The organism is Aquabacterium sp. (assembly GCF_035476535.1).
Taxonomy (GTDB): Bacteria; Pseudomonadota; Gammaproteobacteria; order Burkholderiales; family Burkholderiaceae_C; genus Pseudaquabacterium.
This window is the reverse complement of sequence record NZ_DATILJ010000251.1, coordinates 1-23,020: the sequence shown is the minus strand read 5'-3', so window position 1 is coordinate 23,020 and position 23,020 is coordinate 1. Positions and strand designations below refer to the sequence as shown.

The following is a 23,020-nucleotide window of genomic DNA, read 5'->3' as shown; positions in this document are numbered from 1 at the left end:
ACAGCGGATTGTCCACCCAGAACCGCTCAGCGCGACAGGGCTTTCAGCGCCAGCTTGATGCCTTCGCTCACGCCCACGTCGGGCGGCAAGGCCTTCAATGCCGCAGCGGCTTCGCGCTCGTTGTAGCCCAGTGCCATCAGCGCTTGCACGATGTCGGCTTGCGCGTCACTGGCCACCGTCGCGCCGGGAGCGCCGAGGTCGGGGCCGAGCTTGCCCTTGAGTTCGAGCAGCAGCCGCTCGGCGGTTTTCTTGCCGATGCCTGGCACCTTGACCAGCCGGCCGGCCTGCTGCTGCGTGACTGCCTGGCTCAGCTCGCTGACCGACAGGCCCGACAGGATCGACAGCGCCGTGCGCGGCCCGACGCCGGAGATCTTGATCAGCTGCCGGAAGGTGGCTCGTTCTTCGTGCGTCAGGAAGCCGTAGAGCAGCTGCGCGTCCTCGCGCACGACAAAGTGCGTCAGCAGCGTCGTGCGCTCCCCAAGCGGCGGCAGGTTGTAAAAGCTCGACATCGGCACATCGACTTCATAGCCGACACCGCCCACGTCGATGAGCACCTGCGGGGGCGATTTTTCCGCGATAACGCCTGTGAGCCGACCGATCATGGCCGGCGATTATCAGCGCCGGAACAGCCCCAGGCGCTGTGCTTCCAGCGCGGCCTCGGCACGCGAACTGACGTTGAGCTTGCGGTAGATCTGCTTGACGTAGTCAGCGATCGTGTGGCGTGACAGGCCCAGCTGCACACCGATCTCGGGCAGCGTGTAGCCCTTGGCCACGCGCAGCAGCACTTCGCTTTCGCGTTCGGTCAAGGACACCTCGGGCATCGTCGACACCGGCGGCTTGGGCTGGGAGGCAAAGTACTTGATGACCTTGCGCGCGATCGACGGCGACAGCGGCGGCTCACCCTGGCTGATGCGCTGCAGCTGCTCGGTGATCAGTTCGCGCGACTGCTCTTTCAGGATGTAGCCGTAGGCGCCGGCTTGCAGCGCCGGGAACAGGTGCTCGTCGTCGTCATGGATGGTCACCACCACCGATTGCGCATCGGGCTGCACATCGCGCAGCGAGGCGACCACGTCGGTACCGCTGCCGTCGGGCAGGCCGAGGTCGATCAGCGCCAGGTCGAAGCGCATCGCCGAGACATGGGCTAACGCGTCATGCACGCGTGAGCATTCGGTGATGTGGGCTTGGGGGAACACCTGCATGACCAGGCTCTTCAGCCACGCCCGTATCTCGTGCAGGTCTTCGAGCAGCAGGATGTTGTTCATGGCGATGGCAAAACTCCGGTTCGGGCCATCGTAGCAGTCACTTACGCTGCTGTGACGTGTCGATCGAGCGGTAGCGTGAGGCGTATCACGGTTCCGTAGCCTGGGCCTGATTCAACCAGGCACTGACCCTGCAACTGTTTCGCGCGACTCTTCATGCTGGCCATGCCGTGGCCCTTGTCGAGCTTGCCGTCGAGTTCCAGCGGAATGCCGTTGCCGTTGTCCTGGATCACCAGCTGGAAGTCGCCCTCGGCAATGCCGCAGCGCACCGAGCAATGCGACGCACCGCTGTGCTTGATGATGTTGCTGACCGCTTCGCGCAGGATGCGTGTGGTTTGCACGAAAGCCCGCGCCGACAAGGTGCCGGTCACGTCGTCGTCGGGCGGTGAACTCCATTCGCCTTCGACACCGGATTGCGCCAGTCGCGAGATGACCTCGGCGCGCCAGTCACCCAGCGCGTCGGACAGCCGCACCGGCTTGCCGGTGAGGCCGCGCACCGACAGCCGCATCTCTTCCAGCGCCTCGCGCGCGAGGGTCGAGATGCGCTCGTCGTTGCTGGTGTGCACGATGGTCAGCAGCTTCGCGCCCAGGTCGTCGTGCAGGTCGGCGGCAATGCGCTTGCGCTCCCGTTCGGTGACCTGCTCGACCTTCAACTCCGACAGCTGGGCGAAGTTGCGCTCGATCTGCGCGGTGGCCTCGCGGATGCGTATCTCCAACTCCGCGCGACCCTGCTCGGCCGACTCCAGCGCGCGGCCGTACTGCTGCACCAGGCGCAGGCCCAGCGCCAGGAACACCAGCGAAGGCACGAGCTGGGCGATGAAGCCGATGCGTGCATCGGCCTGCGCCTGCAGCGCCAGGAACTCGGTGGCCAGCGCCACGCCGACAACGGCCAGCAAGGGCCCCATCAGCCACAGCTGGCGCGGCCGGCGGCGGTGGCTGTCGACGAGGTAGAACGCGGCCGCGGCGGTGATTTCCAGCGACAGCAGCGTGAACCAGGCCGACGTCGTGCCATGCAGGCGTTGCGGGCCGGCGGCCAGCAGGCTGGCGCCCATCACCACGCATTGCAGCGGCAAGCCGATGTCCAGCCAGCGGAAGCGGCGATCGGCATAACGCATCAGGAACTGCACCGCGGCCAGCGTGATCAGGCTCATCAGCCCGGCCAGCAGCAGCTCGCTGCTGCGGTGGGACCAGGGCAGGTCGGTCAGCCACAAGCGCGACAGCACCAGCGCCCAGCCCAGCATCAGCGCGCCGAAGTAGGCCAGGTAGCTCTGCTTGCGGTTCAGCCAGCCCATCACGAACATGAAGCTGCCCATCAGCACCAGCGTGCCGCTGACGATCTCGGGCAGCCGGATTGCAAACGCCATGCGCCACTGGTGGCGCTGCGCCAGCACGTCGTGGGGTCCCAACTCGACGCGCGACAGCCCGCCGGCGCGCTGCGCCGAGCCCACTTCCGCGAGTGAAAAGCCGCGCACCAGCAGATCGATGGCGTTGCCCTTGGCCACCAGCATGCCCGCTGGTATCGGCACCAGCTGCGGCTGCTGGCAATTGCGCGACACCGGCTCGCTCATGCGGCCGCCGCGGTAGGCCAGCTGACCGTTGACCACCACGTCCAGCGCGCTGCAGGCCCGCTCGATGTACAGCGCGTACAGCGTGCCGCCGCCGGCCGCGCTCTCGACGTCGAAGTTCAGGCGGTAGGTGACGACACCGCTGTGATGCGGCCGCGAGATCGACCAATCGTCCGGCAAGGGCAGCAGGCGCGCCTGGGCCCAGTCGACGGCCGAGCCGGGTTGGGCCGTGGTGGTGAGCGCTTGCAGGAACACCAGTGTCTGCGCCTGGGCGGCAGGTGTGCACAGCAGCAGGACCATCAGCGCCAACAGCAGTTGACGCCAGGCCTGCCGAATGCGCTGCACCCTGCCCGCTGTCTCGGGCTGCGGGCGCATCGGCAAGGTGCAATCGGGCGGCACGGGCAGCACGGGCATGGCCGGCGATTCTGCCGGAAGCGATCTTGCGCGCCGGGCCCGGTATCGTTGGACAATTCGCGCCTGCCCGTACTTTCCGGCCCTGTGCCCACCGAATGCTTCGCCATACCTTCGATCCGGTCGACAACCCGCGCCTGTCCCACCTCTGCGGCGCGCTCGACGAGCACCTGCGCACCATCGAGATCGGCCTCGACGTGCGCATCAGCCGCCGCGAAGCCAGCTTCACGGTCGACGGCGAGCGCGCGGCGGGTGAGCGCGCGATCGAGTTGCTGAAGTCGCTGTACCAGCGCGCCGCGCGGCCGATTCCGGCCGAAGCGCTGCAGCTGGCGCTGGTCGAGGCGCGCAGCACGACGGGCGCCGATGCCGCCGCGCTGCACGGTGGCCACGACATCGTGCTGCACACCCGCCGCGCCGACCTGCGCGGCCGCACGCCGAACCAACTGCACTACCTGCAGCACATCCTGGGTCACGACATCACCTTCGGCATCGGTCCGGCTGGCACCGGCAAGACCTACCTGGCGGTGGCCTGCGCGGTCGATGCGCTGGAGCGCAGCAGCGTGCAGCGCATCGTGCTGACGCGCCCGGCCGTCGAGGCCGGTGAACGCCTGGGCTTCCTGCCCGGCGACCTGGCGCAGAAGGTCGACCCCTACCTGCGGCCGCTGTACGACGCGCTGTACGACCTGATGGGCTTCGACCGCGTGACGGCCGCCTTCGAGCGCGGTGCGCTGGAGATCGCGCCGCTGGCCTTCATGCGCGGCCGCACGCTGAACCATGCCTTCGTGATCCTCGACGAAGCGCAGAACACCACGCCCGAGCAGATGAAGATGTTCCTCACGCGCATCGGCTTCGGTTCACGCGCGGTGATCACCGGCGATGTCAGCCAGGTCGACCTGCCGCGCGGCAGCACCAGCGGCCTGGTCGATGCCGAGCGCGTGCTCGACGGCGTGCGCGGCATCGCGTTCACACAGTTCACGTCGGCCGATGTGGTGCGCCACCCGCTGGTGGCGCGCATCGTCGAGGCCTATGACAGGGCAAAGAAGCCGTCGTGAAACGGGAGTTGCGCCTGTCGTTGCAGTTCGCCGATGCACGCCACCGGGCGCAATTGCCGCGCCACCGCGTGCAGCGCTGGCTGCGTGCCGCGCTCGAAGGTCCGGCCGAACTGACGGTGCGCATCGTGGATGCCGAGGAAGGCCGTGCACTGAACCGCGAATACCGCAGCAAGGACTACGCGACCAATGTGCTGACCTTCGACTACCAGCACGAGCCGGTGATCGTCGCCGACCTGGTGCTCGCCGCGCCGGTGGTCGAGGCCGAGGCGCGCGAGCTGGGCGTGGACTTGGCCGCTCACTATGCGCATTTGCTGATCCATGGCGCGCTGCATGCCCAGGGCTATGACCATGAGCAGGACGACGAGGCGGCCTGCATGGAGGCGCGCGAAACCGAGCTGATGGCCGCCTTGGGCCTGCACGACCCTTATGCGCGCTAATGCGGCGCGCTGATCCGGTTCAGGCTTCGCGCAACAAACGCGCGGCGTCCAGTGCAAAGTAGCTCAGCACGCCATCGGCGCCGGCGCGCTTGAAGGCCAGCAGAGATTCCATCATCACCGCATCGTGCTCCAGCCAGCCATTGGCGGCCGCGGCCTTCAGCATCGCGTATTCGCCGCTGACCTGGTAGGCGAAGGTCGGCACGCGGAACTCGTCCTTCACGCGGCGCACGATGTCGAGGTAGGGCATGCCGGGCTTGACCATCACCATGTCGGCGCCTTCGGCGATGTCCAGCGCCACTTCGCGCAGCGCTTCGTCGCTGTTGCCGGGGTCCATCTGATAGACCTTCTTGTCGCTCTTGCCCAGGTTGCCCTTGCTGCCGACGGCGTCGCGGAACGGGCCGTAGAAGGCGGACGCGTACTTGGCGCTGTAGGCCATGATGCGGGTGTGGATCAGGCCGGCTTCTTCCAGCGCGCCGCGGATCGCGCCGATGCGGCCGTCCATCATGTCGCTGGGCGCGACGATGTCGACGCCGGCCTGGGCCTGCACCAGCGCCTGCGCGCGCAGCACCGCGACGGTGGCGTCGTTCAGGATGTAGCCGGTGTCGTCCAGCAGGCCGTCCTGGCCGTGGGAGGTGAACGGGTCCAGCGCCACGTCGGTCAGCAGGCCCAGCGTCGGGAAGCGGTCCTTCAGCGCGCGCACCACGCGTGGCACCAGGCCCTCGGGGTTGGTGGCCTCGCAACCGTCAGGGCTTTTCAGGGCCGGGTCGATCACCGGGAACAGCGCCATCACCGGCACGCCCAGTGCCACGCACTGTTCGGCCAAGGGCAGCAGCCGGTCCAGCGACAGGCGCTGCACGCCCGGCATGCTGGCCACGTCCTGGGCCTGGTTGTGGCCGTCGAGCACGAACACCGGAAAGATCAGGTCCGAGGGGTGAAGGCGGCTCTCGCGCACCAGTTCGCGGGTGAAGGCATCGCGGCGCAGGCGGCGTGGCCGGCTGACGGGGAAGGGTGGCGGGGTTTGCATCGGCAAAGCTCCAGAGGGCAGGTGCGCGCAGGCTTGGACCCGACCCAGATCAAGCGCTTGGAGGAGAACAAATCCTCGTTTGCCCTGACCGCAGACGGGTGTGCAAACCGGCCTGATCTGCTAATATTGACAGTGAATGATAGCCGCAAGGGTGTCATTCCCTGCTTTTCCTCCCTGAGCAGGTGCCTTACCGTGATGACAGCGTTAAGGCTTGCGACCCCGGCCTGTGGCCGGGGTTCTTTTTTTCTGGCCATCCCGGGCCGCCGCTGATAATCGTTTTCATGAGCAGCGCGTACCTCTGGGTCAAGGCTTTCCATATCGTCTTTGTCGCCAGTTGGTTCGCCGGCTTGTTTTACCTGCCGCGCCTGTTCGTCAACCTGGCGATGGTGCCCAACGACAGCCATGCCGAGCGTGAGCGCCTGCTGCTGATGGCGCGCAAGCTCTACCGCTTCACGAACCTGCTGATGGCGGTGGCCTTGGTGCTGGGCGGCGTGCTCTGGCTGGGCTTCGGCATCGGCCGCGGCGCGGCGCAGTACTGGCTGCATGCCAAGCTGTTGCTGGTGGTGGGAGTGATCGGCTACCAGCATGTCTGCGCCGTGCAGCTGCGGCGCTTCGAACAGCTGGCCAACCGCCGCAGCCACCGCTGGTACCGGGTGTTCAACGAGATCGGCGTGCTGCTGTTCACGGCCATCGTGCTGCTGGTGGTCGTCAAGCCGTTCTGAGCGCGTGATGCGCCCGCCCGGCCTCCAGCAGCGCAGCGCCGCGGTACCGCTGGCGGTGCTGTGGCTGGCGCTGGTGGTCTATGCCAGCCTGTTCCCGTTCGACAACTGGCGCTGGCCGCCGGGGGCGGGCCTGGCCGACCTGATGCGACTGCGCTGGCCGCGCTGGTGGGATCGTTTCGATGTCATGTCCAACCTGCTGGGCTACCTGCCGCTGGGCCTGCTGGTGGGCCTGGGCGCGCTGCGCGGCGGGCAGCACTGGGCGCTGGCGACCGGGCGGGCGGTGCTGGCCGGCGCCGGGGTGTCCTACCTGCTGGAGGTGACGCAACAGCTGCTGCCGCAGCGCGTGCCTTCGCTGATGGACTGGGTGCTCAACACCGGCGGTGCGACGCTGGGCGCCGTGGCGGCCCTCCTGCTGGTGGCCACCGGCCTGCCGGCGCGCTGGTCGCGCACGCATGACCGCTGGCTGGAGCGCGGCGGCACCGGGGCCGTGGTGCTGCTGCTGCTGTGGCCGGTGGCGCTGCTGATCCCGACGCCGGTGCCGCTGGGCCTGGGTCAGATCGGCGGCCGGCTGCGCGAAGTGGCGCTGGCGCTGATGGACGGCGTGCCCTGGGCCGAGCGTGCGGTCGACTGGCTGCAGACGGCGGCGCTGACGCAGCGCCTGTCGGTGCTGTCCGAAGGCCTGGCCACGGCGCTGGGCCTGCTGGCGCCGTGCCTGCTGGTGTATGCCGCGTCGCGGCCGGGCTGGCGGCGTGGGCTGCTGGCGATTGGCGCACCGCTCATCGCGCTGGTGGCGACCACGCTGTCCACCGTGCTGAACTTCGGTCCCGACCATGCCTGGGCCTGGGCCACGCCCGATGCGCTGGTGGCGCTGGTCACGGCGGGGCTGGTGGCCCTGTCGCTGGTGTGGATAGGCCCGCGCCTGGCCGGCGGCCTGGCCCTGGTGGCCTTGACCGGGCTGGTGATGCTGGTGCACCAGGCGCCGACCGACCCGTACTTCGCACAAAGCCTGCAAGGCTGGGAACAGGGCCGCTTCATCCGCTTCCATGGCCTGGCGCGCTGGGTGGGCTGGCTCTGGCCCTATGCCGCGATGGCCTGGCTGCTGGGGCGGCTGCGAGCCGTGGATTGAAGGCCGATCTCTACAATCCGGCCTCAATGAGCTACTACAAGCACCACGTGTTCTTCTGCCTGAACCAGCGGGCCAACGGCGAGGCCTGCTGTGCCCAGCATGACGCGCAAGCCGCCTTCGACCACTGCAAGTCCAAGGTCAAGGCCGCCGGCCTGACCGGCCCGGGCGGTGTGCGCATCAACAAGGCCGGCTGCCTGGACCGCTGTGCCGGTGGGCCGGTGGCGGTGGTCTACCCCGAAGCCGTCTGGTACACCTACGTCGACCAGGCCGACATCGACGAGATCGTCGAGTCGCATCTGCAGCGGGGCCAGGTGGTCGAACGCCTGCTGCTGCCGCCCGACGTGGGCCGCTGAAACCTCGTATCAGGGATGCCATGAACCGCGACACGCAACGGATCACGGTGGCCGGCCCCGCCGGTGCGATCGAGTGTGCGATCGACCAGCCGGCCGGCGCGCCGCGCGGCGTCGTCGTGCTGTGCCATCCGCATCCGCAGCATGGCGGCACGCTGGACAACAAGGTGGTGCAGACGCTGGCCCGGGCCTTCGTGCAATTGGGCTACCGCGCGGTGCGCTTCAACTTCCGCGGCGTCGGCGCATCGGCCGGCGCGTGGGACGAAGGCCGCGGCGAGGTCGACGACGCACTGGCGGCGATCGCTGCGCTGCGCGACCCCGCGCTGCCGCTGGCGCTGGGTGGCTTTTCCTTTGGTGGTTTTGTCGCCGCCGAAGTCACGCGCCGGCTGGCCGATGCAGCGCCTGTCGAGCGCCTGGTGCTGGTCGGCCCGGCTACCAGTCGTTTCGACCTGCCTGCCGTGCCGCCCGATACTGTGGTGGTGCATGGCGAGGCCGATGAAGTGGTCCCGCTCGCGGCCACGCTGGCCTGGGCACGGCCGCAGGTGCTGCCGGTGATCGTGCTGCCCGGCGTCGGCCATTTTTTCCACGGACAACTCACGTTGTTGAAGAACCAGGTCGTGCAGGCCTGGCACCGCTGAACTTTTCCCTCCATGAAACGACTGTTGATTTTTGTGCTGGCCATCGCCAGCGTGGCCACCGCTTTGGCCCAGGCCCCGCAGCCGCCCGAAGTGGCGGCGAAGAACTACGTGCTGATGGACGTCACCAGCGACCAGGTGCTGGCCGAACGCGCAGCCGATGCGCAGACCGACCCGGCGTCGCTGACCAAGCTGATGACGGCCTGGCTGGTGTTCGACGCGCTGAAGGCCAAGAAGATCACGCTGGAACAGACGCTGCCGGTTTCCGTGCGGGCCTGGAGCGAGCGCAAAGGCGGCGGCTCGCTGATGTTCATCGACCCGAAGATGACGCCCAAGGTCGATGAACTGCTGCGCGGCATGATCGCCATTTCCGGCAACGATGCCGCCGTGGCGCTGGCCGAAGGCGTGGCCGGCTCGCTGGACGTGTTCGTCGGCCTGATGAACCGCCAAGCCCAGGCCTGGGGGCTGAAGAACTCGCAGTTCAAGAACGTCACCGGCCTCACCGAGCCGGGCCACTACAGCAGCGCACGCGACTTGGCCGTGATCGCCGCGCATGTGCTGCGCGACTTTCCCGAGTACTACGCCAGTTACTACTCGATCCGCCAGTCCACCTTCAACAACATCAAGCAGGACAACCGCAACATGCTGCTGGGCCGCGACCCCACGGTCGACGGCATGAAGACCGGTTATACCGAAGCTGCCGGTTATTGCCTGATCGCCAGCGCGGTGCGCGAGATGCCCAATGGCAAGCGCCGCCTGCTCAGCGTGGTGCTGGGGACGGCTTCGCGCGAGGCCCGCGCCGGCGAAAGCCAGAAGCTGCTGAACTGGGGCTACAGCGCCTGGGACGGCGTGCGCCTGTTCGCGGCCGGCAAGGCCGCGGCCAGCGTGCCGGTGTGGAAGGGCAAGACGCCGATGGCCGAACTCGGCGCCATGGGCGCGATGGTCGTCACCGTGCCCAAGGGCGAGGGCGACAAGCTCAAGACCACGCTTGAGCGCAGTGACCCGCTGGTCGCGCCGCTGGCCAAGGGCCAGCGCGTCGGCACGATCAAGGTCAGCACGCAAGGTGGCGTCGCGGTGGCCGCGGTGCCGCTGGTCGTGCTGGAGCCGGTCGAGCAGGCCGGCCTGCTGGGCCGGGCCTGGGATTCGATCCGGCTGTGGATCAAATGATGCAGTCAAGGGATGCCCCGATGGCGCCGCGTTCGGCTAAGCTGCCATTCACTGTGCGTTGAGAAAGGTCCGCGATGCCCAGCCTGCCCGACACGCTCTGCCACCTGAACGGCCAGACCCTGCCGTTGTGCGACGCCAAGGTGTCCGTGCTCGACCGCGGCTTCCTGTTCGGCGACGGCATCTATGAAGCGCTGCCGGTCTACGGCCGCCGTCTGTTCCGCTTCGACGAGCACATGGACCGCATGGAGCGCAATCTTGCGAAGCTGCGCATCGGCAATCCGCACCGCCGCGAACGCTGGCTGGCGATCGCGCGTGAACTGATCGCTGCCCACCCGGCGGACGACCAGGTGGTCTACGTCGAGATCACCCGCGGCGTGGCGCCGCGCGATCACGTGATGCTGGAGGGCCTGACGCCCACGGTGTTCATGATGAGCAACCCGATGAAGCCGGCCACCGCCGAGCAGCGCCACCAGGGCGTGGCCTGCGTCACCGCGCGGGATTTCCGCTGGGAGCGCGGCGACATCAAGAGCATTTCCCTGCTCGGCAACGTGATGGCGCGGCAGATGTCGGCCGACAAGGGGGCGGCCGAGACCATCCTGTTCCGCGACGGCTGGCTGACCGAAGCCTCCAGCAGCAACGTCTGGGTGGTGCATGAAGGCGCGCTGCTCGGGCCACCGAAGAGCGAATACCTGCTCGAAGGCATCCGTGTCGACCTGCTGGCCGAGTTGTGTGAAGACTGCGGCGTGGCCTACAACCTGCGCCCCTTGTCCGAAGCCGACGTGCTGGCGGCCGACGAGTTGCTGCTCAGCTCCGCGACCAAGGAAGTGTTGCCCGTCACGCGGCTTGACGGCGAACTGGTCGGCCATGGCGCGCTGCGCGGCAAGCCCGGGCCGGTCTATGGTCGGCTGTACGAGGCCTATCAGCGCGCCAAGCGCGAACAATCGATCTGAGCACCCCCAAACCTGCCGCTTCGCGTCAGGCCCCCCGAGGGGGTCAAGCAAAGTGGCAGAGCCACATTTCCTTGAGAGACGCTCCCGAAAGATGCGCGAGATACCGCCCGAACAATCGCTGATCACCTACCCCAGCGCCTTTCCGATCAAGGTGATGGGAGCGCAGGCGGAAGGTTTTGTCGAGGCCATCATCGCCGTGGCACGGGCTTTCGACCCGGCCTTCGATGCCGCGACGATCGAATTGCGCCCCAGCAGCGGGGGCCGCTACGTCGGCATCACGATCACCGTCACCGCCACCAGCCGCGAGCAGTTGGACGAGCTGTACCGCACGCTGTCGACGCATCCGCTGGTCAAGGTCGTGTTGTGAATCTGCGCCGCGGTTGAATCCACGCGGGGATCGGTTGCCGTAGGCAGGGGGAAGGACAGCCCGCCATGCCGATCGCCGACAACGCGCCGCAATCCCGACAGGATCGGGTGGATTTGAATCCGGGCCCGCCGGTCCGGCGTATGCCCAACGTCGTGCCATTGCCGCGCCGAGCGGCGCTGGCGTCCACACGACGGAGAGTCCCGGATGAGCTGTGCTGCCCCGACCTTGCCGCGCCTGAGCCCGGCGCACCGGACCGCGCCATGAGGCCGGCCCTGACCCTGAGCGAGCCTTTCCTGTCGGCGGGCGCGGCGGCGCCGGCCTTGTTCGACGACGAGGCACCGGATGTCGCCGCTGACGCGGTCAACGACGAGGCCTTCGTGGCCGATGGCCTGGCGCGCCGCCAGCAGGCGCCGGAAGCCGACGAGGTGGCGCTGGTGGCCCTGATCGAGCGCATCGTCGACCGCGACGAGCGGGCCCTGGCCGCGCTGTACGACGCGACCAGCGCGCGCGTCTACGGCCTGGTGCTGCGCATCACGCGCCGTGCCGCGCTGGCCGAAGAGGTGGTCGAAGACACCTTCTGGCAGGCCTGGCGGCAAGCGTCGCGCTTCGAAGCGGCGCGCGGCAAGGTGATCACCTGGCTGCTGGCCATCGGCCGCTCCCGCGCGATCGACGCATTGCGCCGCGATGAGCGTTTCCAGCATGCCGAAATGCCTGAGGAGGGCGCGCTGGAAGACGATGCCCAAGCTGCCTTGCCGGCCCATGACCTGCTCCAAGCCACGCGCGGCGAGCAGCGCGTGCATGCAGCGATCGCTGGGCTGGAGCCCAAGGCGCGCCAGCTGATCGCGCTGGCTTTCTTCCGCGGCCTCACGCATGAAGAAATCGCCGCCCAGGCGGCCATGCCGCTGGGCACCGTGAAGTCCCTGATCCGGCGGTCGCTGCAGCAGTTGCGCCAACTGCTGGACGACACCCCCTCCCGCTGTTGACCCTCAGTCGCCTGCAGCCGAGCTCACCATGACCCACGAACGCCTGCCACCGCCGCGCCCCGCGCCCGATCCGCTCGACGACGACGAGTGCCTGGGGCTGCTGGGCGAAGCCTTCGCCGCCGCCTGGCGGCAGGACGCCGGCCGGCCTGCCATCCTGCGCGAACGGGTGCTCGACCGCGTGACGCGCAGCGCGCGAGCGAGCCGCGCCTTCATCACCGTGCGCCGCAAGGATGCACCGCCCGAGGAACTGGCCGATGGCGTCAGCGCGCGCACGCTGTACGAGGCGGCCAGCCGCCAGCTGCGGCCTGGCGAGCCGCGGCGTGTGCGCATCATCGAGCTCGCGCCGGGAGCGCGTTGGGTGCCGGACCTGCGCCGCGATGAACGCTCGGAGTGGCTGGCGCTGTCCGGCAGCCTGGCTGTCGGCGGCCTGAGCCTGGCCGTGCGCGACTTCCATCTGCTGCCGGTGGGCGACGACATGGCTTCGGTGGTCAGCGAGGGCGGTGCCCGGTTCTACCTGCGCGAAGCACCGCGGGCCGGTGATCGTGCCCTGCAGACCGTCACCGTGCGGGATGCCGACAGCGCTTGGGACGACTTCGCGCCCGGCATCAAACGCCGTGTGATGTGGACCGTCGGCGGTGAAGCTGCCTTGCTGTACCACGCGCTGCCAGGCGCGCAGGTGCCGCGCCACGGCCATGGCCACGACGAGGAGTGCCTGATGCTCGAAGGCGACATCTTCCTCGACGATGTGCTGCTGCGCCCGGGCGAATACCAGTTGGCGCCGGCCGGCTCGGTGCACGGCGGCGTCAGTACCGACACCGGGCTGTTGCTGTTCGCACACGGCGACCTGGAACTCGACATCCGGGCCGAGTGAATGGCAGCCCTGCGCGGGCCTGAGCGCCTGCGCGGGCGCCCAGCCGCTACAGTGCGGCGATGTCTGTTTCGATCGCCCCCCGCCTGCTGATGCTCGGCCGCCGGCCCTATGCCGAAACCGAGCAGGCGATGCGCGACTTCACGGCCGCGCGCGATGAGCAGACGCCCGACGAGATCTGGTTGGTCGAGCACGAGCCGGTGTACACCCAGGGCCTGGCCGGCAAGCCTGAGCATGTGCTGAACCCAGGCGGCATCCCGGTGGTCGCCACCAACCGCGGCGGCCAGGTCACCTACCACGGGCCCGGCCAGGTGGTCGCCTACCCGCTGATCGATCTGCGCCGCCTGGGCATCTACGTCAAGGAATACGTCTACCGGCTGGAGCACTGCGTGCTGAAGGTGCTGGAGGCGCAGGGCCTCACCGGCCACCGCGTTGCCGGCGCCCCCGGCATCTACGTGCGGCTGGACGATCCGCGCAGCCACGCCGCGCTGACCGGACCGGCGCCTGGGGACGACCCGTTCCGCGGGCTGGGCAAGATCGCCGCGCTGGGCATCAAGGTCAGCCGGCATTGCAGCTACCACGGTGTGGCGCTGAACGTGGCGATGGACCTCAGCCCCTTCGAACGCATCAACCCTTGCGGCTACCCGGGGCTGCGCACGATCGACCTCGCTACACTCGGCGTTTCTTCCAGCTGGGCGGCGATCGCGCAGCAACTGGGTGACCGCCTGGCCACCCACCTGAGCCCCTGACAGCCCCCAACTCCCCACCCCACGAGCAGCGCATGGCCACCGAAAACGTCGTCCACCAGGCCCAGACCGGCGAGCACTACGATGCCAGCGCCAAGCAGAAGGCGCAGGCCAAGACCGCGCGCATCCCGATCAAGGTGGTGGCCGCCGAAACGCTGAAGAAGCCGGACTGGATCCGCGTCAAGGCCGGCTCACCGAGCACGCGCTTCTACGAGATCAAGCAGATCCTGCGCGAGCACAAGCTGCACACGGTGTGTGAAGAAGCCTCGTGCCCGAACATCGGTGAATGCTTCGGCCAGGGCACGGCCACCTTCATGATCATGGGCGACAAGTGCACGCGGCGCTGCCCGTTCTGCGATGTCGGCCACGGCCGGCCCGACCCGCTGGACGGCAACGAGCCGGAGAACCTGGCCAAGACCATTGCCGCGCTGAAGCTGAAGTACGTGGTCATCACCAGCGTCGACCGGGACGATTTGCGCGATGGCGGCGCCGGCCACTTCGTCGCCTGCATCGAGCGGGTGCGGGCCTTGTCGCCGGCCACGCGCATCGAGATCCTGGTGCCGGATTTCCGCGGCAGAGACGATCGCGCGCTGGAAATCCTGAAGGCCGCGCCGCCGGATGTGATGAACCACAACCTCGAGACCGCGCCGCGCCTGTACAAGGAAGCCCGGCCGGGCAGCGACTATGCCTTCAGCCTGAACCTGCTGAAGAAGTTCAAGGCCCTGCACCCGGATGTGCCGACCAAGAGCGGGCTGATGGTCGGCCTGGGCGAGACCGACGACGAGATCCTGCAAGTCATGCGCGACATGCGCGCGCACGACATCGACATGCTGACCATCGGCCAGTACCTGGCGCCCTCGGGCCACCACCTGCCGGTGCGGCGCTATGTGCACCCGGACACTTTCAAGATGTTCGAGGCCGAGGCGGTGAAGATGGGCTTCACGCATGCCGCTGTCGGCGCGATGGTGCGATCGAGCTACCACGCCGACAAGCAGGCCGCCGAGGCCGGCGTCAGCAACGCGGTCTGACCCGCTTCAGGTCTCGGCCAGCAGGCGTTCGATCAGCGTTTGCAGGGCCGCGAAGTCGGGCTCACCGACATAGCGCTTGACGACCTCGCCGCGCCTGTTGATCAGCACCGAGGTCGGTGTGAGCTTGACCTCGCCAAAACGCTCGGCGATCTCGCCGGTGTTGTCGATCGCCACTGCAAAGGGCAGCTTGCGGCTTTCGGCGAAGTCGGCCACGGCCGCCGGCGCGTCGTATTCCATCGCCACGGCCAGCGTGTCGTAGCCGCGTTTGCGGTACTTCTCGTAGGTCGCCACGACCTGCGGCATTTCGTGAACGCAGGTCGTGCAGCTGGTGGCCCAGAAGTTGATCAGCACCACCTTGCCCTTGAGCTGCGCCAGGTTCAGCCGCGTGCCGTCGAGCACCGTGTAGTCGACGGCCGGCGCCACCGCGCGCGCCGCACCGGTGGCCAGCCAAACGCCGATACCCGCGCTCACCGCAACCAGGGCGGCCGCGGTGGCAAGATGGCGGCGAGACAGCTTCATGAACGGAGGCCTTGCGATGAGGCGAAGGCAGTTTACGCCAGCCCTGCTGGCGCTCGGGGGGGTGAGCCCCTCACCGTCATGGGCTGCGAACCTGAGCGAGAGCGATGCCGCTGGTGGTGTGCGGGCGGCGCTGGAACGTGGTGCGCTGGCCGCCATCGGTCTGCTGGGCCGGACCGACGGTTTCTTCGGCAACCCGAAGGTGCGCATTCCCTTGCCCGGTGTGCTCGAGGACGCTGCCGGGCTGCTAAAGGCCACCGGGCAGCAGAAGAAGGTCGACGAACTGGTGCTGGCGATGAACCGCGCCGCCGAAGCAGCGGTACCCGAGGCGAGGACCTTGCTGGTTCAAACGGTGAAGGCGATGTCAGTCGAAGATGCGCTGCAGATCGTGCGTGGGCCGGACAACGCCGTCACAGCCTTCTTCGAGCGCAAGACCCGATCGCCACTGGGCGAAAGATTCCTGCCCATCGTCACACGGGCCACCGAGCGTGTGGCGCTGGCGCGCAAGTTCAACGCGGTGGCCGGCAGGGCGGCGAAGATGGGGCTGCTCAAGGGCGATGACGCGAATGTGGAGCGTTACGTCACCGGCAAATCGCTCGACGGGCTCTACCTGATGATCGGCGAGGAAGAGCGCAAGATCAGACAGGACCCGGTGGGCACCGGCAGCGCCATCCTGCGCAAGGTGTTCGGGCGCTGAACCCTGTTCCGCTGAGCCCTGTTCATCAGCGCCGACGCGACAGCTCGATGATCAAAGCCGCGGGCAAGGCCTGCGCCAGGCCGTCCAGGCCAACCTTGGCGATCGCCGTGTCACCAGGCGCCACCGGTTCGAAGCCATGGCCCTGCGCAGCGATTTCGATGAAAGGCGGTGCGCCCGCTTCGCTGAGCAATGCGCGGCGCAACCGGTCCAGCGGTGCGCCGGCCAAGGTCGAGGCATAGACCACCGCGTGGGGCAGGCCATCGGCGCAGTAGTCGCGTGCGGCATCCACCGAGGTCACGTAGTCCACCATCAGGTCCAGGCCCTGCACTGCCAGCCGCACCTGGTTGCGGATGTCGCGGTCGGGGGCCATCACCAGCACCTGGCGGCCGGCCAGCAGGCGGGCGTCGGACGAGGTGGCCTGCACATCGGCGCCAGGCATGATCACCAAGCGCTCGAACAGCAGGGTCAGGGTCGTCTGCAGGCTGGTGGTGTCCAGCATCAGCTTCACGCCCAGCGCATCGGCGGCGAACTGCATCAAGTGCCAGGTCAGCGGCTCGCGGGCATCGGCGGCATGCGGCCGGCGTGAGAAGCGGCAGATCAGCACCGCTTGCGCCGCCGTGGTTCGGGTGTCCAGGCGCAGTTCGGCAGGGGTTAGCGCGCATTCGCTGCACCAGTCCAGCATCGCGCGCAGCAGCGTGCTGATGAGGCTGGTGTCGCCCATCACGGTGGCGTTGGACAGCGTGTCTTCGAATACGACGCTGGCCGCGCCGGCGGCCTGCCGGTGTTCGTCCAGCAACTCCAGTAGCGTGTGCGTCAGGTCCAGCGGCTCCTGCACCTGGCGCACCAGGCCGGAGGCCAGGCGGGCCAGTTGCTGGCCGAGGATGCCGATGCGCCGTGCATGCGCCACTTCTTCGGCGAGGGTTCGCAGTTCTTCGGCTGACAGGCTGTGGCCGGCGACCAGGTCATTCACCCGCTCCAGCGCACGGGTCAAAGGCGCTGCCACCTCTGCGGCCACCTGGCCCACGATGTCGTGCAACGTGGCGGTGCGGGCCGGTGAATCGGTGGTCTTCATGCCAAGCTCCATCGGAGGGCGATCAGAAAGTGGTGAACGGGGATGCCGATGCTGGGTTCGCGACAGGGGGGTGTCCACCCCGTGCGTCCGGGGGGCATGTGCGAAGCCGTTAAATATGTCACGAATCGAAAGGATGGCGCTGTCGAGATAATCAGCCCCCCATGTTTGCCGGTCGCCACCGTTCCGCCCTGGGTCTGGCCTTGAGCCTGGCCACGCTGCTGGCATGCTCTCCGGCGATCGACTGGCGCGAGATGCAGCCTGAAGGCGCGCACCTGCGCATGGCCATGCCCTGCCGGCCGGCAAGCCACCAGCGCAGCGTGGCACTGGCCGGCGCACCGGTGGCGATGACTTTGCTGGCCTGCCAGATCGAAGGCGGGACCTTCGCGGTGGCTTTCGCTGAACTGGACGACCCGGCTCGTGTCGGGCCGGCCTTGGTGGCCTTGATCGAGGCAGCCCGTTCCAACGTGCGGGGGCAGGCCGTGACACTGTCGCCGGCCCAGGTGCGGGGCATGACGCCGCAGCCGGCGGCGCAGCAATGGCGCATGAACGGCACCTTGCCTGACGGCCGAGCGGTGGTGTCGCAGGGGGTGGTGTTTGCGCACGGCATGCGGGTCTACCAGGCCACGGTGGTGGGTGAACGGCCTGGCGACGACGCGGTCCGCAACTTCCTGGATGCGCTGGCGGTGCAACCGTGAGCGACGGTCCAGACGCGAGCGGGGGCTCGCTGCCTGGCCGGCTTGCCGCCACGATGTTCCTGGCCTTCGCCTTTGCTTATTTTTTCTCGGCGCTGCTGCGTGCTGTCACTGCCACGCTGGCGCCTGTCTTCAGCGATGAGTTGCGATTGAGCGCCGGCGAGTTGGGGCTGCTGGCCGGCGCGTATTTCCTGGGCTTTTCAGCGATGCAATTGCCCTTGGGCAGTGCGCTGGACCGCCATGGACCCAAGCGGGTCTTGTTGGTGCTGTTGTCGGTCGCGGTGATCGGCTGCGCCGCGTTCGCGGCATCGACCAGCTTCGTGCATCTTCTGCTGGCACGCCTGTTGATCGGCCTGGGTGTGTCGGCCTGCCTGATGGCGCCCTTGACCTGCTACCGCCATCACCTGGGCCAGGCCGCGCAACTGCGCACGAACTCGTGGATGCTGATGACCGGCTCGCTGGGCATGCTGTCGTCGACCCTGCCGGTGCAGTGGCTGTTGCCGGTGTTGGGCTGGCGCGGCCTGTTCGCTGCCGTGGCGGGCCTGCTGCTGCTGGCCATGGTGCTGATCCACGCGCTGGTGCCGGCGGATGGTGCCCGGTCGCCGGCGCCGGCGCCGGCGACAAGCGGCTACCGCGACGTGTTCATGCACCCGGTCTTCGTGCGCATGGCGCCGCTGGCCTTCTTTTGTTACGGCGGCCTGCTGGCCCTGCAATCGCTGTGGATCGGCCCCTGGCTCACGCAGGTGGCGCAGCTCAGTGCGGGAGACGCGGCGCGGGGCCTGTTCGCTGTCAACCTGAGCATGCTGCTGGCCTTTCTGGGCTGGGGCCTGGTGATGCCGCGTCTGGTGCACGCTGGTTGGACCGCCGAGCGCATCATCGGTCGGGCTTGGCCGCTGGGCGTTTTGTGCCTGGGCTTGATCATCGGCCTGGGGCCGGCCGCAGGGGCCTGGGGCTGGGCGCTATGGTGCGTCTTGACCAGCGTGGTGTCCTTGAGCCAACCCGCGGTGGGGCAGGCGTTTCCGCCGGCGCTGGCCGGTCGGGCGCTGTCGGCGTTTAACCTGGTGATCTTCGCGGGGGTGTTCGCGTTGCAATGGGGCATCGGCTTGTTGATCGATGGTCTGCGGCTGGCAGGCTGGTCGCCGGTCGTGGCCTTCCGTACCACCTTCGGCTTGTTGCTGCTGTGCTGCCTGGTGTCGTTTCTGTGGCTGCGTTGGTACGGTGCCTCCCGCGGCGACACGACGCGCGCCACTGCGGCAAGCTCATAATCGTTGCCGCCCTCCCTCATCACCATGCCCCATCTGCTCGTCATTGCCCACACCCCGCTGGCCAGCGCATTGCAGGCCGTGGCAGCGCACCTGTTTCCGGAAGCAGCTGCCGGCATGGCCGTCTGCGATGTCGATGCGGACCAGGCGCCCGAGGCCGTCGAACAGCAGGCCGCAGCCTTGCTTGCATCCTTCGGTGAGGCCGAAGTGCTGATCCTCACCGATGTGTTCGGCGCGACGCCCTGCAACGTGGCCCGGCGGCTGGGCGACAGGGTGGGCGTCCGGGTGTTGGTGGGGGTCAACGTGCCGATGCTGTGGCGGGCACTCGGGCATCTTCAGGAGCCCTTGGACAAAGTGGCTGCGCTGGCCGTGGCCGGTGCCACGCAGGGCGTGATGCAGCTCGCCAACTCACGCCCGCAGAACCAGGCCCAGAAACCTGCGAACCATGATCCGGACATCCATCAGCATCAGCAATAAGCTCGGCTTGCATGCCCGCGCATCGGCCAAACTCACCAAACTTGCCGGAGGCTTTCAGTGCGAAGTGCACATGAGCCGCAATGGCCGCCGCATCAACGCCAAGAGCATCATGGGCGTGATGATGCTGGCCGCCGGCATGGGGGCCGAGATCGAGATCGAGACCGACGGCGCGGATGAGGAGGCGGCGATGGCCGCTCTGCGCACATTGATCGACGACAAGTTCGGCGAGGGCCAGTGAGCGTGCGGAATCGGCCCCGGCCGGGCTGAGGATGTACCCCTTGGTTGGCGGACCACGCAGTCTGAGCTGCCGGCGCCGTGTGCCGTTCAACGGCCGAGGAAGTGGCGGCGATAGCGCGCAGGAAGATCGGCCAGGCGCATCATCATCGGCAGGTCGGCCGTGTTGAAGTCGGGATCCCAGGCCGGCGGTCCCAGCACCTTCGCGCCGCAGCGCAGGTAGCCCTTGATCAAGGCGGGCGCCTCGACCTCATGATGGCGCTCCAACTGGTCCACCGGCAAGGGCAGCCGCGGCCGAACCTGGTACTCAACATCTGCCAGATGAGTCTGGCGCAGGCGCTCCCACAGGCTGGCAGCCACATGGCCGCCGTCCCGCATGCCGACGCTGGCGCAGCCGATCATCGTGTGCAGGGCATTGCGGTGCATGAATTCCGCCAGCGCCGCCCACAGCGCAAGGATCACACCGCCGCTACGCCAATCCGGATCGACGCAGGACCGGCCCAGTTCCACCATGCCGCTGCGCAGGCTGCGCAGCCTGGTCAGGTCGAACTCGGTTTCGCTGTACAGCCCGCCCGCGCGCACCGCTGCCCAGGGCGTCAGCACGCGGTAGGTGCCGATGACGCGACCCGGGCGGCGGTCGTCATCGGTGGTGCGCACGAGCAGGTGTTCGCAGAAGCGGTCGAACACATCGGCATCGTGCCCTGGTGGCGTGCCGGCCATCGGCGCCAGCCGCGCACCCATTTCGTCCGCGAACACGCGGTAGCGCAAGCGCTGCGCGGCGCGCACTTCGTCAAGATGCCGCGCCCAGACCACCTCGATGGCGGCTTGCGCGTGTCGCTGCGGCGTGGCGGTGAAGCCGGTGATCGGCAATGTGGGGGTCGGCAGTTCCATGGCGGGCCGTTGGCGGTGGCAACAGACCCCGATGCTGTTCGGCGGCGGTGACGCAGCCGTGAAAGTCGCATGACCGTTCGATGATGGCGGCTGCCAACGGCGCTGAGGCGATCGCCTGAATTGCACTGCTAAAGTCAGCGCATGAGCATCCAAGTCTTCGGGCTCCCGGTATCGCGCGGCATTGCCATCGGCCGGGCCGTGCTGGTCGCTTCCAGCCGCGTCGATGTGGCGCACTATTTCGTCGAGCCGGAGCGCGCCGAGGAGGAAATTTCGCGATTGCGCCATGCCCGCGATGCCGTGGCCGGCGAGTTGACGGCGCTCAAGCGCGACCTGCCCAGCGACGCACCGGGCGAACTGGCGGCACTGCTGGACGTGCACCTGATGCTGTTGCACGACGAAACGCTGGCCGACGCCACCAAGCACTGGATCCAGGATCGTCACTACAACGCCGAATGGGCCGTCTCCGCCCAGACAGAAGTGCTGGCGCGACAGTTCGACGAGATGGAAGACGAGTACCTGCGCGAGCGCAAGGCCGACATCGAACAGGTCGCCGAACGACTGCTCGGCGCGCTGGCCAAGGAACACCCCCGCATCCCGCTGGCCGGCGGCGCCCGCGACTTTGCCGGCGAAGACCCGCTGGTGCTGGTGGCCAACGACATCGCCCCCGCGGACATGCTGCAGTTCAAAGGTAGTGTGTTCACCGGCTTTGTCACCGACGTCGGTGGACGCACGTCGCATACCGCGATCGTTGCGCGCAGCCTGGACATTCCTGCCGTCGTCGGCGCGCGGGAGGCCAGCCGACTGGTTCGACAGGACGACTGGCTGGTCATCGATGGCGACGCCGGAGTCGTGGTGGTCAACCCTTCACCGATCGTGCTCGAGGAATACCGCTTCCGCCAGCGTCAGAGCGAACTTGAGCGTGCGCGACTGGACCGCTTGCGGCACATGCCCTCGGTCACGGTGGACGGCCAGGCCGTCGAGTTGCTGGCCAACATCGAACTGCCCGGTGATGCATCGGCGGCCCTGGCGGCCGGCGCTGTGGGTGTTGGGCTGTTTCGCAGTGAGTTCCTGTTCATGAACCGCGACGGCAGCCTGCCGGACGAGGACGAGCAGTTTGAAGCTTATCGGGCCGCGGTCCAGGCCATGAATGGATTGCCGGTGACGATCCGCACGGTCGACATCGGGGCGGACAAGCCGCTGGACAGGCTCACCGTGCACGAATTGCGGCACGAGCACGCGCTCAATCCAGCGCTGGGTTTGCGTGCCATACGCTGGAGCTTGTCGGAGCCGGCGATGTTCCGCCAGCAGCTGCGGGCCATCTTGCGTGCCAGCGCCTATGGCAAGGTCCGGCTGCTGATCCCGATGGTGGCCCATCGCAGCGAGATCATTGCAACCGTCGAGGCGCTGGCGAGGGCGAAACAGCAGCTGAAGGACAGGGCGCAGCCTTTCACCGAGGTGGAGCTTGGCGCGATGATCGAAGTGCCTGCGTCGGCGATGACGCTGCCGATGCTGCTGAGGTACTTCGATTTCGTCTCGATCGGCACCAATGATCTGATCCAGTACACGCTGGCCATCGATCGTGCGGACGAAGCGGTCGCCCATCTTTACGACCCCTGGCATCCCGCTGTGCTGCGCCTGATCGCCGACGTGATCGGCACTGCTATCAAGGCCGGCAAACATGTGAGTGTGTGCGGGGAGATGGCGGGTGACGTCGCCTTCACGGAATTGCTGCTGGCGATGGGCCTGCGCAGCTTCTCGATGCATCCGGCGCAGCTGTCGCTGGTCAAGCAGCGCATCCTTCGTGCAGACAGCATGCGGCTGGCGTCCAACCTCGGCACCGTCCTGGCCAGCGACGACCCGGCAACAGAGTGGCAACGCCTGGCTGTCCGCGCGTCTGATCGCCGCGCAGCCACCAACTGAGGGCGATCGCGCGCAACACTTGCGCGCAACCGGCAAATCGCTGCTATAGTCGTGGGCTTCGCTGCTTCGACACCTTATTGGTTCTCAAGGCAGAGAGCAGCGAAGAAAGCCAGAGCGCTTTACACGGACAAAAAGTCGTGCAAGAATCTAAGGCTTCGCTCAGCAAGAAGGCGCCAACAAACGGCGCAGACAAGCAAAGCGAAAAGATGGTTGACAAGGTTTAAATACTCGCGTCATAATCCCATCTCTGTGCTGACAGTGAGTCAGCTACGCCGAAAGGCGATGCTCTTTAACAACAAACAGCCGATAAGCGTGGGCGTTTGAAGGCGAGTGCCAAAGAGGCTAGCGGGTAAAACCGTGAATCTCGATGGTCTTCTGACCTTAAACGCTCATGGAAGTGAAGTTCACTTCAATTCTTTGAGCAAAATTTCAAGATCGAACTGAAGAGTTTGATCCTGGCTCAGATTGAACGCTGGCGGCATGCCTTACACATGCAAGTCGAACGGTAACGCGGGGCAACCTGGCGACGAGTGGCGAACGGGTGAGTAATATATCGGAACGTGCCCAGT

26 protein-coding genes and 1 rRNA gene are annotated in these 23,020 nt (G+C 67.5%); 20 read left to right on the top strand and 7 right to left on the bottom strand.

The genetic code is table 11. The features are described from left to right. Positions 1–26: 26 nt before the first annotated feature. From ruvA to VLK61_RS24685, 3 genes are read right to left on the bottom strand one after another with little or no spacing between them, the layout of a single operon-like run. Positions 27–602 (bottom strand): Holliday junction branch migration protein RuvA, encoded by a 576-nt coding sequence (gene ruvA, locus VLK61_RS24695; protein ID WP_325424967.1) that lies wholly within the window; start codon positions 600–602, stop codon positions 27–29. A 12-nt stretch (positions 603–614) separates the two neighbouring features. Then, a complete protein-coding gene (locus tag VLK61_RS24690; RefSeq protein ID WP_325424965.1) occupies positions 615–1,262 on the bottom strand; it encodes a response regulator transcription factor in 648 nt (215 codons plus the stop codon). A 41-nt stretch (positions 1,263–1,303) separates the two neighbouring features. After that, the gene (locus VLK61_RS24685) at positions 1,304–3,238 is read right to left on the bottom strand and encodes a sensor histidine kinase (protein ID WP_325424963.1); all 1,935 of its coding nucleotides are present in this window, start codon (positions 3,236–3,238) and stop codon (positions 1,304–1,306) included. Positions 3,239–3,333: 95 nt separating this feature from the next. Between VLK61_RS24685 and VLK61_RS24680 the strand changes: the two genes are divergently transcribed. Together VLK61_RS24680 and ybeY are read left to right on the top strand one after the other, a co-directional pair. Next, on the top strand, positions 3,334–4,287 hold the full coding sequence (locus tag VLK61_RS24680) for a PhoH family protein (protein WP_325424961.1): 954 nt from the start codon (positions 3,334–3,336) through the stop codon (positions 4,285–4,287). Further along, a complete protein-coding gene (gene ybeY / locus VLK61_RS24675) occupies positions 4,284–4,724 on the top strand; it encodes an rRNA maturation RNase YbeY (RefSeq protein ID WP_325424959.1) in 441 nt (146 codons plus the stop codon). The genes VLK61_RS24680 and ybeY overlap by 4 nt, the downstream gene beginning before the upstream one ends. Before the next feature lie 19 nt (positions 4,725–4,743). Here ybeY and hemB read toward each other — a convergent pair whose 3' ends face one another. Beyond that, positions 4,744–5,748 (bottom strand): porphobilinogen synthase, encoded by a 1,005-nt coding sequence (gene hemB, locus VLK61_RS24670; RefSeq protein ID WP_325424957.1) that lies wholly within the window; start codon positions 5,746–5,748, stop codon positions 4,744–4,746. A 281-nt stretch (positions 5,749–6,029) separates the two neighbouring features. Between hemB and VLK61_RS24665 the strand changes: the two genes are divergently transcribed. The 11 genes from VLK61_RS24665 to lipA all read left to right on the top strand — a co-directional run bounded on the left by VLK61_RS24665 (position 6,030) and on the right by lipA (position 14,690). Further along, positions 6,030–6,470 carry a CopD family protein gene (locus VLK61_RS24665; protein ID WP_325424955.1) on the top strand — a complete coding sequence of 147 codons (441 nt, stop codon included), beginning with the start codon at positions 6,030–6,032 and terminating at the stop codon, positions 6,468–6,470. Between the two features lie 7 nt (positions 6,471–6,477). Continuing rightward, on the top strand, positions 6,478–7,596 hold the full coding sequence (locus VLK61_RS24660; protein ID WP_325424953.1) for a VanZ family protein: 1,119 nt from the start codon (positions 6,478–6,480) through the stop codon (positions 7,594–7,596). A 26-nt stretch (positions 7,597–7,622) separates the two neighbouring features. Then, entirely contained in the window at positions 7,623–7,949 is a 327-nt protein-coding gene (locus VLK61_RS24655; RefSeq protein WP_325424951.1) for a (2Fe-2S) ferredoxin domain-containing protein, read from the top strand. A gap of 20 nt (positions 7,950–7,969) precedes the next feature. Next, positions 7,970–8,584 (top strand): alpha/beta hydrolase, encoded by a 615-nt coding sequence (locus VLK61_RS24650; RefSeq protein WP_325424949.1) that lies wholly within the window; start codon positions 7,970–7,972, stop codon positions 8,582–8,584. A 12-nt stretch (positions 8,585–8,596) separates the two neighbouring features. After that, positions 8,597–9,748 (top strand): D-alanyl-D-alanine carboxypeptidase family protein, encoded by a 1,152-nt coding sequence (locus VLK61_RS24645; RefSeq protein WP_325424947.1) that lies wholly within the window; start codon positions 8,597–8,599, stop codon positions 9,746–9,748. A 74-nt stretch (positions 9,749–9,822) separates the two neighbouring features. Continuing rightward, on the top strand, positions 9,823–10,698 hold the full coding sequence (locus tag VLK61_RS24640) for a D-amino acid aminotransferase (RefSeq protein ID WP_325424945.1): 876 nt from the start codon (positions 9,823–9,825) through the stop codon (positions 10,696–10,698). Between the two features lie 91 nt (positions 10,699–10,789). After that, complete coding sequence (locus VLK61_RS24635) at positions 10,790–11,065, top strand: DUF493 family protein (RefSeq protein ID WP_325424943.1); 276 nt, start codon at positions 10,790–10,792, stop codon at positions 11,063–11,065. Positions 11,066–11,325: 260 nt separating this feature from the next. Further along, positions 11,326–12,048 (top strand): sigma-70 family RNA polymerase sigma factor, encoded by a 723-nt coding sequence (locus VLK61_RS24630; RefSeq protein ID WP_325424941.1) that lies wholly within the window; start codon positions 11,326–11,328, stop codon positions 12,046–12,048. A 28-nt stretch (positions 12,049–12,076) separates the two neighbouring features. Continuing rightward, a complete protein-coding gene (locus tag VLK61_RS24625) occupies positions 12,077–12,919 on the top strand; it encodes a cupin domain-containing protein (RefSeq protein WP_325424939.1) in 843 nt (280 codons plus the stop codon). A 59-nt stretch (positions 12,920–12,978) separates the two neighbouring features. Next, positions 12,979–13,665: a lipoyl(octanoyl) transferase LipB gene (lipB, locus tag VLK61_RS24620; protein ID WP_325424937.1), complete on the top strand. Its 687-nt coding sequence runs from the start codon at positions 12,979–12,981 to the stop codon at positions 13,663–13,665. A 32-nt stretch (positions 13,666–13,697) separates the two neighbouring features. Then, a complete protein-coding gene (gene lipA / locus VLK61_RS24615; RefSeq protein ID WP_325424935.1) occupies positions 13,698–14,690 on the top strand; it encodes a lipoyl synthase in 993 nt (330 codons plus the stop codon). Positions 14,691–14,696: 6 nt separating this feature from the next. Here the strand turns inward: lipA and VLK61_RS24610 are convergent, their stop codons facing one another. Further along, positions 14,697–15,209, bottom strand: a complete 513-nt coding sequence (locus tag VLK61_RS24610) for a TlpA family protein disulfide reductase (RefSeq protein WP_325424933.1) — start codon at positions 15,207–15,209, stop codon at positions 14,697–14,699. A 16-nt stretch (positions 15,210–15,225) separates the two neighbouring features. On the opposite strand from VLK61_RS24610, the gene VLK61_RS24605 reads away from it, so the two are divergent. Beyond that, complete coding sequence (locus tag VLK61_RS24605; protein ID WP_325424931.1) at positions 15,226–15,903, top strand: DUF4197 domain-containing protein; 678 nt, start codon at positions 15,226–15,228, stop codon at positions 15,901–15,903. Positions 15,904–15,928: 25 nt separating this feature from the next. Here the strand turns inward: VLK61_RS24605 and VLK61_RS24600 are convergent, their stop codons facing one another. Next, entirely contained in the window at positions 15,929–16,975 is a 1,047-nt protein-coding gene (locus VLK61_RS24600; RefSeq protein WP_325424929.1) for a hypothetical protein, read from the bottom strand. Positions 16,976–17,136: 161 nt separating this feature from the next. Between VLK61_RS24600 and VLK61_RS24595 the strand changes: the two genes are divergently transcribed. From VLK61_RS24595 to VLK61_RS24580, 4 genes are read left to right on the top strand one after another with little or no spacing between them, the layout of a single operon-like run. Continuing rightward, the gene (locus tag VLK61_RS24595) at positions 17,137–17,670 is read left to right on the top strand and encodes a hypothetical protein (RefSeq protein ID WP_325424928.1); all 534 of its coding nucleotides are present in this window, start codon (positions 17,137–17,139) and stop codon (positions 17,668–17,670) included. Between the two features lie 53 nt (positions 17,671–17,723). Further along, complete coding sequence (locus VLK61_RS24590; protein ID WP_414636856.1) at positions 17,724–18,932, top strand: MFS transporter; 1,209 nt, start codon at positions 17,724–17,726, stop codon at positions 18,930–18,932. 24 nt (positions 18,933–18,956) lie between these two features. Next, positions 18,957–19,406 carry a PTS sugar transporter subunit IIA gene (locus tag VLK61_RS24585; RefSeq protein WP_325424926.1) on the top strand — a complete coding sequence of 150 codons (450 nt, stop codon included), beginning with the start codon at positions 18,957–18,959 and terminating at the stop codon, positions 19,404–19,406. Further along, positions 19,375–19,644 (top strand): HPr family phosphocarrier protein, encoded by a 270-nt coding sequence (locus VLK61_RS24580; protein WP_325424925.1) that lies wholly within the window; start codon positions 19,375–19,377, stop codon positions 19,642–19,644. The genes VLK61_RS24585 and VLK61_RS24580 overlap by 32 nt, the downstream gene beginning before the upstream one ends. Positions 19,645–19,730: 86 nt before the next feature. On the opposite strand, the gene VLK61_RS24575 is transcribed toward VLK61_RS24580, so the two are convergent. Then, positions 19,731–20,531, bottom strand: coding sequence for a GNAT family N-acetyltransferase (locus VLK61_RS24575; protein WP_325424923.1), 801 nt, complete (start codon positions 20,529–20,531; stop codon positions 19,731–19,733). Positions 20,532–20,672: 141 nt separating this feature from the next. Between VLK61_RS24575 and ptsP the strand changes: the two genes are divergently transcribed. Together ptsP and VLK61_RS24565 are read left to right on the top strand one after the other, a co-directional pair. Next, positions 20,673–22,451 carry a phosphoenolpyruvate--protein phosphotransferase gene (gene ptsP / locus VLK61_RS24570; protein WP_325424921.1) on the top strand — a complete coding sequence of 593 codons (1,779 nt, stop codon included), beginning with the start codon at positions 20,673–20,675 and terminating at the stop codon, positions 22,449–22,451. A gap of 437 nt (positions 22,452–22,888) precedes the next feature. Continuing rightward, positions 22,889–23,020, top strand: a 16S ribosomal RNA gene (locus VLK61_RS24565); the annotation flags it as partial.

Bases quoted from the DNA above. Each gene is read 5' to 3' on its own strand.
- VLK61_RS24630 (WP_325424941.1), top strand. From the start codon at position 11,326: ATGAGGCCGGCCCTGACCCTGAGCGAGCCTTTCCTGTCGGCGGGCGCG.
- VLK61_RS24655 (WP_325424951.1), top strand. From the start codon at position 7,623: ATGAGCTACTACAAGCACCACGTGTTCTTCTGCCTGAACCAGCGGGCC.
- VLK61_RS24680 (WP_325424961.1), top strand. From the start codon at position 3,334: ATGCTTCGCCATACCTTCGATCCGGTCGACAACCCGCGCCTGTCCCAC.
- VLK61_RS24645 (WP_325424947.1), top strand. From the start codon at position 8,597: ATGAAACGACTGTTGATTTTTGTGCTGGCCATCGCCAGCGTGGCCACC.
- VLK61_RS24580 (WP_325424925.1), top strand. From the start codon at position 19,375: ATGATCCGGACATCCATCAGCATCAGCAATAAGCTCGGCTTGCATGCC.
- lipA (WP_325424935.1), top strand. From the start codon at position 13,698: ATGGCCACCGAAAACGTCGTCCACCAGGCCCAGACCGGCGAGCACTAC.
- VLK61_RS24650 (WP_325424949.1), top strand. From the start codon at position 7,970: ATGAACCGCGACACGCAACGGATCACGGTGGCCGGCCCCGCCGGTGCG.
- VLK61_RS24600 (WP_325424929.1), bottom strand. From the start codon at position 16,975: ATGAAGACCACCGATTCACCGGCCCGCACCGCCACGTTGCACGACATC.
- VLK61_RS24585 (WP_325424926.1), top strand. From the start codon at position 18,957: ATGCCCCATCTGCTCGTCATTGCCCACACCCCGCTGGCCAGCGCATTG.
- VLK61_RS24685 (WP_325424963.1), bottom strand. From the start codon at position 3,238: ATGCCCGTGCTGCCCGTGCCGCCCGATTGCACCTTGCCGATGCGCCCG.
- VLK61_RS24605 (WP_325424931.1), top strand. From the start codon at position 15,226: ATGAGGCGAAGGCAGTTTACGCCAGCCCTGCTGGCGCTCGGGGGGGTG.
- VLK61_RS24610 (WP_325424933.1), bottom strand. From the start codon at position 15,209: ATGAAGCTGTCTCGCCGCCATCTTGCCACCGCGGCCGCCCTGGTTGCG.
- VLK61_RS24640 (WP_325424945.1), top strand. From the start codon at position 9,823: ATGCCCAGCCTGCCCGACACGCTCTGCCACCTGAACGGCCAGACCCTG.
- VLK61_RS24575 (WP_325424923.1), bottom strand. From the start codon at position 20,531: ATGGAACTGCCGACCCCCACATTGCCGATCACCGGCTTCACCGCCACG.
- VLK61_RS24625 (WP_325424939.1), top strand. From the start codon at position 12,077: ATGACCCACGAACGCCTGCCACCGCCGCGCCCCGCGCCCGATCCGCTC.
- VLK61_RS24665 (WP_325424955.1), top strand. From the start codon at position 6,030: ATGAGCAGCGCGTACCTCTGGGTCAAGGCTTTCCATATCGTCTTTGTC.
- lipB (WP_325424937.1), top strand. From the start codon at position 12,979: ATGTCTGTTTCGATCGCCCCCCGCCTGCTGATGCTCGGCCGCCGGCCC.
- VLK61_RS24595 (WP_325424928.1), top strand. From the start codon at position 17,137: ATGTTTGCCGGTCGCCACCGTTCCGCCCTGGGTCTGGCCTTGAGCCTG.
- hemB (WP_325424957.1), bottom strand. From the start codon at position 5,748: ATGCAAACCCCGCCACCCTTCCCCGTCAGCCGGCCACGCCGCCTGCGC.
- VLK61_RS24590 (WP_414636856.1), top strand. From the start codon at position 17,724: ATGTTCCTGGCCTTCGCCTTTGCTTATTTTTTCTCGGCGCTGCTGCGT.
- VLK61_RS24690 (WP_325424965.1), bottom strand. From the start codon at position 1,262: ATGAACAACATCCTGCTGCTCGAAGACCTGCACGAGATACGGGCGTGG.
- ruvA (WP_325424967.1), bottom strand. From the start codon at position 602: ATGATCGGTCGGCTCACAGGCGTTATCGCGGAAAAATCGCCCCCGCAG.
- ptsP (WP_325424921.1), top strand. From the start codon at position 20,673: ATGAGCATCCAAGTCTTCGGGCTCCCGGTATCGCGCGGCATTGCCATC.
- VLK61_RS24660 (WP_325424953.1), top strand. From the start codon at position 6,478: ATGCGCCCGCCCGGCCTCCAGCAGCGCAGCGCCGCGGTACCGCTGGCG.
- VLK61_RS24635 (WP_325424943.1), top strand. From the start codon at position 10,790: ATGCGCGAGATACCGCCCGAACAATCGCTGATCACCTACCCCAGCGCC.